Below are 12793 nucleotides of genomic sequence, written 5' to 3'. Positions count from 1 at the left end.
CCGACAGCTGAGAACACGGCGCCCAGCAGGGGCATCGCGATCACGCCACCCCAGAAACGAGGCGCCAGCACGCGCTGAATCGGGTCCACGGCCATCATTTCCATCGCGGCCAGTTGCTCACCGGCTTTCATCAAGCCAATGCCGGCAGTCAAGGCCGTACCAGCACGACCGGCAAACAGCAAGGCGGCCACCACAGGGCCCAGTTCACGCACGAGGGAGAGCGCCACCATCAGACCCAGCGCCTCGCTGGAACCATAGCGCTGCAGGATGTAGTAACCCTGCAAGCCCAGCACGAAGCCCACGAACAGCCCGGACACCAGGATGATGGCCAGCGAGTAATTGCCCAGGAAGAAGATTTGCTCGGACAGCAGACGCGGGCGGCGCAAGGTGGCACCCAGCGTGGTCAACAGGCGCAGGAACAACCGGGCGCCATAGCCCATGTCAGCCAGCTTGGAGCGCGTTGCACGCCCGACATAGGCCGGGTTGAGCCAGTTGATCATCCGCGCACCCCGAAATCTTGACCTGCCTCAGCCGCAGGGTAATGGAAACGAACCGGACCATCAGGCGCGGCATGCACGAACTGCTTGACCAGCGGATCTTCGCTGGCGCGCATCTCGCCGGGCGTACCCTGCGCCACGATGCGGCCATTGGCCAGCAGCACGATGTGATCGGCGATCAGGAAGGTCTCCTCCACGTCATGCGAGACCACGATGCTGGTCAGGCCCATTGTGTCGTTGAGCTCACGAATCAGGCGTGCGGCAATGCCCATGGAGATGGGATCCAGCCCCGCGAAGGGCTCGTCATACAGCATCAACTCGGGGTCCAGCGCCATGGCACGAGCCAGCGCCACACGGCGCGACATGCCGCCCGATACCTCGCTGGGCATCAGATCGCGTGCGCCACGCAGGCCCACGGCATTGAGCTTCATCAGGACCAGATCGCGCAGGATGGATTCGGGCAGATTGGTGTGCTCGCGCAACGGGAAGGCCACGTTCTCGAACACGGTCAGATCGGTGAACAGAGCGCCGAACTGGAACAGCATGCCCATGCGACGACGCGCGGCCATCAGGCCATCGGCGTCCAGCTTGGCCACATCCTGCCCATTGACCAGCACCTGCCCGGCCTTGGCTTTGATCTGCCCACCGATCAGGCGCAACACGGTGGTCTTGCCGCCACCCGAGGTACCCATGAGGGCGACCACGCTGCCGCGAGGCACGACCAGATCAATGTTCTCCAGGATGACCCGATCGCCATAGCCGCAAGTCACGGCGCGCAACTCGACGGCATTCACGGGCAACGGTGTGGACACGTCTGGTTCAGACATCTGGGGACACTGGTGGTGGAGCAGAAAAGAAAAAGGGCCGGCATAGCGCCGGCCCCTCCGATGATAGGGTATTCACGCTCCGTCTGCCGGTCCCTCCGATGGGTGAGCACAACAGGCGAAAGGCCAATAAACGGTGTTTATCGGGGCAGCGTGGTCGAGCCCATCAGGAATGCATCCACCTCACGGGCAGCCTGGCGGCCTTCGCGGATGGCCCAGACCACCAGCGATTGACCACGGCGCACGTCGCCAGCAGCGAAAACCTTGGCCACGTTGGTGCGATAGCCGCCAGCATCGGTCGAAGCCTTGGCGTTGCCGCGGGCATCCTTGTCGACGCCGAAGCCCGTCAGCATGGTTTCCACCGGGTTGGTGAAGCCCATGGCCAACAGCACCAGGTCTGCCTTCAGGATTTGCTCGGAACCGGCCACTTCGTTGAACTTGCCGTCCTTGAACTCGACGCGCACGGTCTTCACAGCGGTGACCTTGCCGTTTTCGCCCATGAATTCCTTCGTGGCGATGGCGAACTCGCGATCGCAACCTTCTTCGTGGCTCGAAGAAGTGCGCATCTTGATCGGCCAGTAAGGCCAGGTCAGTTCCTTGTTTTCCTGCTCGGGAGGCTGAGGCATCAGCTCGAACTGGATCACGCTCTTGGCGCCGTGGCGGTTGGAGGTGCCCACGCAGTCAGAACCGGTGTCGCCGCCGCCGATCACGATCACGTTATTGCCCGTGGCCATGATCTGGTCCTTGACCTTGCCGCCAGCGTTGATGCGGTTCTGCTGAGGCAGGAACTCCATCGCGAAGTGGATGCCAGCCAGATCGCGACCGGGCACAGGCAGGTCACGCGATTGCTCGGCGCCACCAGCCAGGATCACCGCATCGAACTCCTTGTTGAGTTGCTCGGGGGTGACGGTGTCCTTGGCCCAGTTGGTGACCTTGGAGCCCTTGGGCATCTCGCCGACGATGGTGTTGGTCTTGAAGACCACGCCTTCTGCTTCCATCTGCTTGACGCGCTTGTCGATGTGCGACTTGTCGAACTTGAAGTCGGGGATGCCGAAACGCAGCAAGCCACCGATGGTGTCGTTCTTCTCGAACACAGTGACAGCGTGACCGGCGCGAGCCAGTTGCTGAGCCGCGGCCATGCCGGCAGGGCCGGAGCCCACGACAGCAATCTTCTTGCCGGTCTTGACAGCAGCAGGCTGAGGCTTGATCCAGCCTTCAGCCCAGGCGCGGTCAACGATCGAGTGTTCGATCGACTTGATGCCGACGGCGTCGTTGTTGATGTTCAGCACGCAAGCGGCTTCACAAGGTGCCGGGCAGACACGACCGGTGAAGTCGGGGAAGTTGTTGGTCGAGTGCAGCACCTCGATCGCATTCTTCCAGTCGTTGCGGTAAACCAGATCGTTGAAGTCCGGAATGATGTTGTTGACCGGGCAGCCGTTGTTGCAAAACGGTGTGCCGCAGTCCATGCAACGTGCGCCCTGGATCTTGGCCTCTTCAGGCTTCAGACCAATGACGAATTCCTTGTAGTTCTTGACGCGCTTTTCAACGGGCTCGTAGCCCTCTTCCAGACGCTCGAATTCCAGAAAGCCAGTGACTTTTCCCATTTCAATTCACTCCACGTCGGTTCAGGCCTTGGCCTTGCCGGACTTCGACTTGCCGTCATCGCTCTTTGCCTTGGCGATGGTGGCGGTTGCTTCTTGCTTGGCGCCCATTTCGGTCAGCGCGCGGCGGTACTCATGCGGGAACACCTTGACGAACTTGGCCATGGCAATCGACCAGTTGTCCAGGATCTCGCGGGCACGCAGCGAACCGGTCCAGCGGTGGTGGTCTTCGATGAGCTTCTTGAGCGCGGCTTCGTCAGCAACACCCTTGTGCATCGGGATACCAGCATCGGCTTGCTCGGCGGCAGGCAGCACCTTCTCCAGGGAGACCTGGGCGGTGTTGACGCGCTTGGCGAACTGGCCGTCTTCGTCGTAGACGTAGGCCATGCCACCGGACATACCGGCAGCGAAGTTGCGGCCAGTCTTGCCCAGCACCACGACCGTACCACCGGTCATGTATTCGCAACCGTGGTCGCCCGTGCCTTCAACAACTGCCGTGGCACCGGACAGACGCACGCCAAAGCGCTCGCCGCCCACACCGCGGAAGAAGGCTTCACCTTCGGTGGCACCGTACAGCACGGTGTTGCCGACGATGATGTTGTCGGTGGCGTTGCCACGGAAGTCGATGCTCGGACGCACCACCACGCGACCACCCGACAGACCCTTGCCGGTGTAGTCGTTGGCTTCACCGATCAGGTACAGGGTGATGCCCTTGGCCAGGAAGGCGCCGAAGGACTGGCCGCCCGTGCCTTCCATCTGGATGAACACGGTCTGGTCAGGCAGGCCGTCCGGATGGTGCTTGATCAGCTCGCCCGACAGCATGGCGCCGACGGTGCGGTTGACGTTGCGAGCCTCTTCCATGAACTGGACCTTCTCGCCACGCTGGATGGCGGGCTGGGCCTTCTCGATGAGGCGCACGTCCAGCGCCTTGTCCAAGCCGTGATCTTGCGTGTCCACGTGCAGACGGGGCACGTCAGCAGGCACTGGGGGCAGCGCGAAGACGCGGCTGAAGTCCAGGCCTTGAGCCTTCCAGTGCTCCACGCCCTTGCGCATGTCGAGCAGGTCGGCGCGGCCGATCAGGTCGTCGAACTTCTTGATGCCCAGTTGAGCCATGATCTGACGAGCTTCTTCGGCCACGAAGAAGAAGTAGTTCACGACGTGCTCAGGCTTGCCGGAGAACTTCTTGCGCAGGACGGGGTCTTGCGTGGCCACGCCCACCGGGCAGGTGTTCAGGTGGCACTTGCGCATCATGATGCAGCCCTCGACGACCAGCGGTGCGGTCGCGAAGCCGAATTCATCGGCGCCCAGCAGGCCACCGATCACCACGTCACGGCCAGTCTTGAGCTGACCGTCGGTCTGCACACGAACGCGACCGCGCAGGCGGTTCAGCACCAGAGTCTGCTGCGTTTCAGCCAGACCCAGTTCCCACGGCGTGCCGCAGTGCTTGATCGAGGACCAGGGCGACGCGCCCGTACCGCCGTCGTGACCAGCGATCACGATGTGGTCGGCCTTGGCCTTGGCCACGCCGGTTGCCACAGTACCCACGCCCACTTCGGACACCAGCTTGACGGAGATGTCAGCCTTGGGGTTGACGTTCTTCAGATCGTGGATCAGCTGAGCCAGGTCTTCGATCGAGTAGATGTCGTGGTGAGGTGGTGGCGAAATCAGACCCACGCCCGGCACGGAGTGACGCAGCTTGCCGATGTAGTCGGACACCTTGCCACCAGGCAACTGACCACCTTCACCGGGCTTGGCGCCCTGAGCCATCTTGATCTGGATCTGGTCGGCCGACACCAGGTACTCGGTCGTCACGCCAAAGCGGCCGGAAGCCACTTGCTTGATCTTCGAGCGCAGGCTGTCGCCTTCCTTCATCTCGTAGTCGGCTTCGATGCGCGAGGCACCCACCACGTCCGACACCTTGGTGCCAGCAGCGATCTTGATGCCCTTGAGCTCGTTGCGATAACGGTTCTCGTCTTCGCCACCTTCGCCGGTGTTCGACTTGCCGCCGATGCGGTTCATGGCCAGGGCCAGGGTCGAGTGGGCTTCGGTCGAGATCGAGCCCAGCGACATGGCGCCAGTGGCAAAGCGTCGGACGATTTCAGATGCGGGTTCGACTTCTTCCAGCGGGATCGCCTTGGTCGGATCGATCTTGAACTCGAACAGGCCGCGCAGGGTCAGGTGACGCTTGCTTTGATCGTTGATGATCTGGGCGTATTCCTTGTACGTGTCGAACTTGCCGGCACGGGTAGCGTGCTGCAGCTTGGCGATCGCGTCGGGCGTCCACATGTGCTCTTCACCGCGGGTACGCCAGGCGTATTCACCGCCAGCGTCCAGCATGTTGGCCAGCACGGGGTCGTTACCGAAAGCGGCCGTGTGGTTGCGAATGGCTTCTTCAGCCACTTCAAACACGCCGATGCCGCCGACTTGCGTGGGGGTGCCACGGAAGTACTTGTCGATCAGTTCCTTGTTCAGGCCGATGGCTTCGAAGATCTGAGCGCCGCAGTACGACATGTACGTGCTGATGCCCATCTTCGACATGATCTTCGAGAGACCCTTGCCGATGGCCTTGACGTAGTTGTAGATCGCCTTGTCAGCCGACAGATCGCCAGGCAGATCCTTGGCCATGCCGGTCAAGGTTTCCAGTGCCAGGTAGGGGTGAACGGCTTCGGCACCGTAACCAGCCAGCACGGCGAAGTGGTGCACTTCACGGGCGGTACCGGTTTCCACAACCAGGCCAGCCGAGGTACGCAGACCCTTGCGGACCAGGTGATGGTGGATCGCCGACAGAGCCAGCAGCGCGGGGATGGCGATGTTGGCGCGGTCCATCTTGCGATCGGTCACGATCATGATGTTGTGACCGGACTGGATGGCTTCCACGGCTTCAGCACACAGCGAGGCCAGGCGAGCTTCCACACCTTCGTGGCCCCATGCGGCCGGATAGGTGATGTCGATCTCGTAAGGCTTGAACTTGCCGCCGGTGTGCTTTTCGATGTTGCGCAGACGGGCCATGTCGTCGAAGTCCAGCACAGGCTGGGACAACTCGAGGCGCATCGGCGGGTTCACCGCGTTGATGTCCAGCAGATTGGGCTTGGGACCAACGAAGGACACCAGCGACATCACCACGGCTTCGCGGATCGGGTCGATCGGTGGGTTCGTCACCTGGGCGAACAACTGCTTGAAGTAGTTGTACAGCGGCTTGTTCTTGTCGGACAGCACGGCCAGGGGCGAGTCATTGCCCATGGAGCCGGTGGCTTCTTCACCGTTGGTGGCCATTGGGGCCATCAGGAACTTCAGGTCTTCTTGTGTGAAGCCGAAAGCCTGTTGACGGTCCAGCAACGATTCGCCGAACTCACCTGCAGTGCCCTTGGCATCGATGGTGTCGAGCTTGATGCGGACGTTCTCGATCCACTGGCGGTAAGGCTTGGCCGAAGCGTACTGAGCCTTGAGCTCTTCGTCTTCGATGATGCGACCTTGTTCGAAGTCGATCAGGAACATCTTGCCCGGTTGCAGACGCCACTTCTTGACGATCTTGTTCTCGGGGATGGGCAGCACGCCGGATTCGGAGGCCAGCACGACCAGGTCGTCATCGGTGATGATGAAACGAGCGGGACGCAGACCGTTGCGGTCCAGCGTGGCGCCGATCTGGCGGCCGTCGGTGAAGACCATGGCGGCGGGGCCGTCCCATGGCTCCATCATGGCAGCGTGGTACTCATAGAAAGCACGACGACGCTCGTCCATGGTGGTGTGCTGTTCCCAGGCTTCCGGGATCATCATCATGGCGGCTTGAGCCAGCGGGTAGCCGGACATGGTCAGCAGTTCGAGCGCGTTGTCGAACGTGGCCGTGTCGGACTGGCCGTCCAGGCTGATGGGGTACAGCTTCTTCAGGTCATCGCCCAGCACAGGCGACTTCATCACGCCTTCGCGGGCGCGCATCCAGTTGAAGTTGCCCTTGACCGTGTTGATTTCGCCGTTGTGGGCGACCATGCGGTAAGGGTGAGCCAGCGGCCATTCAGGGAAGGTGTTGGTCGAGAAGCGTTGGTGCACCAGGGCCAGGGCCGAGGTCACGCGCTCATCCTTGAGGTCGTTGTAGTACTTGCCGACCTGGTCAGCCAGCAGCAGACCCTTGTAGATGATGGTGCGGCACGACATGCTGGGCACGTAGTACTCGGAACCGTGGGTCAGGTTCAGGCTCTGGATCTTGGTGGACGCCGTCTTGCGGATGACATAGAGCTTGCGCTCCAGGGCATCGGGCACCAGGATGTCGTGGCCACGGCCAACGAAGACCTGGCGGATGACAGGCTCTTTTTCGCGCACGGTGGGCGACATGGGCATGTCGGCATCCACGGGCACATCACGCCAGCCCAGCAGCACCTGGCCTTCGGCCTTGATGGCGCGCTCGAGCTCTTGCTCGCAAGCCTGGCGGGAAGCGCTTTCCTTGGGCAGGAAGATCATGCCGACGCCGTACTCGCCAGGGGGAGGCAACTCCACGCCCTGCTTGGCCATTTCGGCACGGTAGAACTCGTCGGGGATCTGGATCAGCAGGCCGGCACCGTCGCCCATCAGCGGGTCGGCACCCACGGCACCACGGTGGTCGATGTTTTCCAGGATCTGCAGACCCTGTTGCACGATGCTGTGCGCCTTCTGGCCCTTGATGTGAGCCACGAAGCCGACGCCGCAAGCGTCGTGCTCGGCGTTGGCGTACATGCCCAGTTCGGCTGCGGCCTTGATTTCTTGCGCGGTAGCCACGGAAGTGGTTGCAGCGTCAGACACGGGTTTGATGGGGAACGAGGTTCCCGAAGTCGCCTGGCTCATGAGGGCGCTCCAGAAGTTAGTGTGGAAAAACAACGCGAGGGACCGGCAAGGATACGCCCGAATCCGAGGGTTTTCAAGAATTAATAATCAGGGTCAGATCACATTTAAGCAAGCGGGAACGATTTCACGGCAATCAAATAGGGACAGATCAAAAATCTGTGGCGTTGTCGATGCTGGAGGCAGGCTTGCGCGGGCGGCCACGTGGGCGAGGTGTCATCCGACGCCCCGCCGAGGCCTCCAGCTTGCTGGCCACGTCGTTTGGCATCAAAGCCCATCCCTTGTGCACGGCTTGCGCCATGTTCTGTACCTGAGACATGCCCAAACCAAGCTCCAGCCGGCGGCGCCAGGCCGCATCGCGCTCGAAGGGGGTGTTGCCCAAGCCCCAGAACAGGGCGTGATCCGAGATCAAAGGATCGGTCTTGATGCCCAGGTGGTGACGCACGCTGCTCCAGCGGTCGTCTTCCACCCTGCTCACCTGCCCGGCCCGCCAGGCATGCGACTCCACAAAGACCATGGCATCAAGCAAGTACTGCGCCGGGTCCAGCACGGTGGCCCGATAGCGCCCCGCCCAGAGGCCGCCCTGGCGCCCATGGCGGCGGTTATAGGCCGCCACATAGCGCCTGCCCAAGGCCTGCATGACCAGGCTCAAAGCCTCATCGGTCGATGGTGTGGCCAGCAGATGCAGGTGATCTGGTGCCAGGCAGTAGGCATGGATGGACAGGCCGTGCTGCCGACTGGCGTCCTTCAGCGTTTCCAGGATCGCCAGGCCGTCCTGCTCGTCACGGGCCAGCAATTGGCCATCGTGCACGCGCTGAACCACCAGATGCGGCCAGCCGGCCACACCCAGACGCGGAAGTCGTGCCATGGGGTCTCCTCATCCACAGTGATGTGTCCCTAATTATTGCAGGCGCGGGATGAGGTTAACGACTCACAAGGCCATCGCTGTGACCGAAAACATGTTGATGCACATCACTCGCACGCCCCTTAACGCCCCTCATTCACGGGGATGCCAAGCCCTTTCAAGGACTTCCCCCGTTGTGACGTCCCCCCAACGATCGCTAATCTTCAGCCTGGAGATACCGAATTGCATTACACAGGCTTCATACATAAAAGAAGGCCGTGTCAGATTGGCAGTACTGGAGAGAGAGAAACATGGCTGAGTCTTCCACCGTCCCTTTGCCCACTGCGGCAGCGGCCCGTCTGTCGGGCTGGCTTTCCCACCTGGGAATCAGCCCCCTGGCCTTTGACGACACCCTCAGCCTGATCAACCCCCTGTTGACCGTGCACCGCCTTCAAGCCCGCATCGTCGCGCGTCAGGTGGAAACAGGCACCGCCACCACGCTGGTGCTGCAAGCCGGGCCCGCCTTCAAGGGCCTGGAACCTGGCCAGTTCGTGATGATCGGTGTGGTCATCAACGGTGTGCGGCACCGCCGGGCCTACTCGCCCCGCGCGGTGGAAGGTCATGCCAACCGTTTTGCCATCACGGTGCAGCGTCAACCGGGCGGCCTGGTGTCCAACCATCTCAATGAGAAGGTGCGCGTGGGCCAGTTCCTGGAGATCGAGCAGGCTGGCGGCACATTCACGCTTCCTTCACCTTTGCCAGCCGAAGTGCTGTTCATGGCGGGCGGCAGCGGGATCACGCCCAGCATGGCCATGCTGGAGCACCTGCAACGCCACTTCCCCAAGACCAAGGCCACTTTGATCTACTTCGCGCGCAGCCGCGATGACCGCATCTTCGCCAAGGCGTTGGACAAGCTCGCCACGTCGTGGTCAGGCTTCCAGTACGTGGCGATCGACAGCGTGGCCAACACGCCATCTGATAACTCTGGCCGCCCTTCTACCGCCAACGCCACGCCAGCTACCCAGCAGGTGCTGGACGCCGAATTGCTGGGCCGCATCGTGCCCAACTGGACGAAGATCCCTGCCTATTGCTGCGGCCCCGCCCCTTTGATGGATGCGGCACGTGCCTTGTGGAAAGAAGCCGCCACAGCCAACTGGAAAGACGCAGGCATCGCAGCGCGCTTGCATCTGGAAGCGTTTGCACCCGCCCGCCCCAGCGGCGATCCGCATGCACGACACGAAGTGCGCATCGTGCGCGATGCCGTGGCGCAAGCCTTCCAGGCCCCTGGCGACCAGACACTGCTGATCGCCGGCGAGACGGCCGGCCTGTCCATCAAGCACGGCTGCCGTCAAGGCATCTGCCACGAATGCACCTGCCGCCTCAACCATGGCTCGGTGCGTGACCTGACCTCAGGCGAGCGCATTGACGGCGAAGGCCAGCCCATTCGCCTGTGCGTGAGCAGCGCCATGAGCGACCTTGATCTTGAATCCTTGAACTGATCGCGCCATGAATACGAAGACCATGCAAATTGGCCCCAAGACCTTCGAAGAGTTGCAAGCCTTCGAGAAGGAACTCGACGCCATCGGTGCAGAACACCGCCAGACACTGGGCGAGCGTGATGCCCGCTACATCAAGGGCATCCTGCTCACGGTACGCACCTGCGAAATCCTGGGCCGCGGCCTGTTGATGTTCGGCTGGTTCCCGCCTACGTGGCTGCTGGGCGCCTTCATCCTGGGTATCGCCAAGATCATCGACAACATGGAGTTGGGCCACAACGTGATGCACGGCCAGTTCAACTTCATGAATGACCCGCGCTTTCATGGCGACACCTTCGAGTGGGACAACACCTGCCCCAAGGAAGAATGGCGCCACGCGCACAACTTCGTGCACCACACCTACACCAACGTCATCGGCAAGGACCGCGACTTTGGCTACGGCATGCTGCGCCTGTCGTCCGATCTGCGCTGGAGCTGGCTGCACCCCTTCCAGCTGGCCCTGACCGCCCTGCTGGCGCTGTTCTTCGAATGGTTCGTGGCCATCCATGACATGCAGATTGACAAGGTCGTGATCGGCCGCCGGAAGTGGTCGGACGTGCGCCCGCAATGGCTGCTGGTTCGCGCCAAGATCTGGAAGGTGATTCGCCGTGACTACATCGGCTGGCCGCTGGTTGGCCTGGCTGTGGGCGCGTGCTTTGGCCATGCTGTTGACACCGCGATGGCTGTGCTGGCTGGCCATGTGGTGGGCAACCTGATCCGCAATGTGTGGGCCTGGGCCATCATCTTCTGCGGTCACTTCACGGAAGACATCTACACCTTCAGCCGCGAGTCGATCGAAGGCGAGACCAAGGGCCAGTGGTACCTGCGCCAGATCCTGGGTTCGAGCAACATCTCGGGCGGCAAGCTGATGCACCTGCTGAGCGGCAACCTGTCGCACCAGGTCGAGCACCATCTCTACCCGGACATCCCAGCCAACCGCTACATCGAGATGGCCCCCAAGGTGCGTGCGGTGTGCGCCAAGTACGGCATCCCCTACAACACGGGCAACTTCGCCTGGCAAATGGCCACGGTGTTCAAGCGCATTGCGCGCTACAGCCTGCCCGGTGGCCCGCAGAAGGCCGTGCACATCGAGGTGGAATCAATCCTGCCTGAGCGGGCTTGAGCGGGCCTGTTCCAGCCGCCATTTCTATCTGACAAACCTGACAGAAGGCTTCCGCAAGGTGGTCTCTGTCTCCCTGCGTCATCACCATTGCTGATCGGTATCTCATGACAAGCATCACCGGTCAGACCTGCCCTGGCCCTCAGACCACTCAGGCGCTGGACGACTTTGCGCGTGAGCTCGACGACATCCGTCGCGAGACCATGGCCAAAGTCGGCGTGAAGGATGCGCGCTACATCACGCGCTTGTTGTGGGTGATCCGTTCGTTCGAGGCTGCTGGCCGGGCATTGTTGCTGACCACGCCTTGGCTGCCAACCTTCTGGCTGGGCGCCGTGCTGCTGGGCTTGTCCAAATGCCTGCAGAACATGGAGTTCGGGCACAACGTCATGCACGGTCAGTACGACTGGATGAACGACCCGCGCTTCGATGGTAAATCACATGAGTGGGACAGCACCTGCAGCAAGGAAGACTGGCGGCACTTCCACAACTACATGCACCATCACTACACCAATGTGCAGGAGCTGGATCGGGACTTTGGCTACGGCATGTTGCGCCTGTCTGCCGAGACACCATGGGAGCCACGCTACCTGACGCAGGCGCCTTACGCTGTGCTGGTGGCCTTGTTGTTCGAATGGGCGATTGCCATCCACAACATGGAGTTCGAACGGCTGCGCACCAACCGTGAAGCCACGAAGCTGCGCATCCAGACGCTGTGGCCCAACGTGAAGGCCAAGATGTGGATGCAGATCAAGAAGGACTTTGTGCTGTGGCCTTTGCTGGGCGGGCTGGTGTCGCTGGTATGCGGCGCGGGGCTCATGAAGGGTTTGCTGGCCGTGCTGCTGGGCAACGTGCTGGCCAATGTGATCCGCAATGTGTGGACGTTCGTGGTGATCTTCTGCGGCCACTTCACGGCGGGCGTGCACACCTTTGATCCTGCGCTGGTGGAGGGTGAGCACAAGGGGCATTGGTATCTGCGGCAGATTCTGGGTTCGAGCAATATCAGCGGTGGCAAGTTGTTCCACATCATGACGGGCAACCTGAGCCATCAGATCGAACATCATCTCTATCCTGATATGCCGGCACGGCGGTATGCCGATGTGGCACCGCGTGTGCGGGATGTGTGCCAGCGGTATGGGGTACCTTACAACACGGGCAGCTTGCCTGTTCAATTGGCAACCGTGGCTGTGCGGATAGTGCGGCATAGCTTCCCGGGAGGGGAGCGGACGTTGACGGTGTTGAAGAATTCGGTGTGATCGTCGGGGTTTGTTTGTTTGTTTGACTGACTGACTGGTTGGTTGATGGACTGGCTCATGCGGGGGCTGCTGCGATTTGACGCAACAACGCGAGGCGGGGGCTGAGCCGGTATCTGGCAGGGCTTCATTGTTGGCGGTCCCGCTTTGCAAGCGGGACGCCCTTGCGATGCTCGCGAGGAGGTGGCGCCGGAGAACTCCCTGCGCGGCCTGATGGCCGCTCCGGTCAAACAGCTCCGGCGAGTCAGATGACGAAGCACGCTGCGCGTGCCCACTTCCCCACTGCGCTTCTCAGCGCCAACAAGGCGCCCAG

Annotated in this window: 8 protein-coding genes; 3 read left to right on the top strand and 5 right to left on the bottom strand. The window is 61.8% G+C overall.

Translation table 11 applies throughout. The annotated features are described in order from the left end of the window. The 5 genes from EPO09_RS05230 to EPO09_RS05210 form a co-directional block, all read right to left on the bottom strand. A partial coding sequence (locus EPO09_RS05230) for an ABC transporter permease (RefSeq protein WP_290640876.1) occupies nt 1-497 on the bottom strand: 497 nt, incomplete at its 3' end. Next, nucleotides 497-1324 carry an ABC transporter ATP-binding protein gene (locus EPO09_RS05225; RefSeq protein ID WP_290640874.1) on the bottom strand — a complete coding sequence of 276 codons (828 nt, stop codon included), beginning with the start codon at nt 1322-1324 and terminating at the stop codon, nt 497-499. The genes EPO09_RS05225 and EPO09_RS05230, both read right to left, overlap by 1 nt. Nucleotides 1325-1461: 137 nt before the next feature. Then, nucleotides 1462-2925 (bottom strand): glutamate synthase subunit beta, encoded by a 1464-nt coding sequence (locus tag EPO09_RS05220; protein WP_290640872.1) that lies wholly within the window; start codon nt 2923-2925, stop codon nt 1462-1464. A gap of 21 nt (nt 2926-2946) precedes the next feature. Further along, nucleotides 2947-7626, bottom strand: a complete 4680-nt coding sequence (locus tag EPO09_RS05215) for a glutamate synthase-related protein (RefSeq protein ID WP_290640878.1) — start codon at nt 7624-7626, stop codon at nt 2947-2949. A gap of 256 nt (nt 7627-7882) precedes the next feature. After that, nucleotides 7883-8599, bottom strand: a complete 717-nt coding sequence (locus tag EPO09_RS05210) for a transposase (RefSeq protein ID WP_290640870.1) — start codon at nt 8597-8599, stop codon at nt 7883-7885. Nucleotides 8600-8886: 287 nt separating this feature from the next. Between EPO09_RS05210 and EPO09_RS05205 the strand changes: the two genes are divergently transcribed. The 3 genes from EPO09_RS05205 (at nt 8887) to EPO09_RS05195 (ending at nt 12483) form a co-directional block, all read left to right on the top strand. After that, nucleotides 8887-10074: a ferredoxin reductase gene (locus tag EPO09_RS05205; RefSeq protein ID WP_290640868.1), complete on the top strand. Its 1188-nt coding sequence runs from the start codon at nt 8887-8889 to the stop codon at nt 10072-10074. Nucleotides 10075-10081: 7 nt separating this feature from the next. After that, nucleotides 10082-11233, top strand: coding sequence for an acyl-CoA desaturase (locus EPO09_RS05200; protein ID WP_290640866.1), 1152 nt, complete (start codon nt 10082-10084; stop codon nt 11231-11233). Nucleotides 11234-11337: 104 nt separating this feature from the next. Next, complete coding sequence (locus EPO09_RS05195; protein ID WP_290640864.1) at nt 11338-12483, top strand: acyl-CoA desaturase; 1146 nt, start codon at nt 11338-11340, stop codon at nt 12481-12483. Nucleotides 12484-12793: the final 310 nt, after the last annotated feature.

The organism is Aquabacterium sp., assembly GCF_004297345.1.
GTDB lineage: Bacteria > Pseudomonadota > Gammaproteobacteria > Burkholderiales > Burkholderiaceae_C > Aquabacterium.
This window is presented reverse-complemented; position numbering and strand designations above follow the sequence as displayed.

Excerpts from the sequence above, each read along its gene's own strand:
- EPO09_RS05205 (WP_290640868.1), top strand. The coding sequence starts at position 8,887 with ATGGCTGAGTCTTCCACCGTCCCTTTGCCCACTGCGGCAGCGGCCCGT.
- EPO09_RS05220 (WP_290640872.1), bottom strand. The coding sequence starts at position 2,925 with ATGGGAAAAGTCACTGGCTTTCTGGAATTCGAGCGTCTGGAAGAGGGC.
- EPO09_RS05225 (WP_290640874.1), bottom strand. The coding sequence starts at position 1,324 with ATGTCTGAACCAGACGTGTCCACACCGTTGCCCGTGAATGCCGTCGAG.
- EPO09_RS05200 (WP_290640866.1), top strand. The coding sequence starts at position 10,082 with ATGAATACGAAGACCATGCAAATTGGCCCCAAGACCTTCGAAGAGTTG.
- EPO09_RS05215 (WP_290640878.1), bottom strand. The coding sequence starts at position 7,626 with ATGTACGCCAACGCCGAGCACGACGCTTGCGGCGTCGGCTTCGTGGCT.
- EPO09_RS05210 (WP_290640870.1), bottom strand. The coding sequence starts at position 8,599 with ATGGCACGACTTCCGCGTCTGGGTGTGGCCGGCTGGCCGCATCTGGTG.
- EPO09_RS05195 (WP_290640864.1), top strand. The coding sequence starts at position 11,338 with ATGACAAGCATCACCGGTCAGACCTGCCCTGGCCCTCAGACCACTCAG.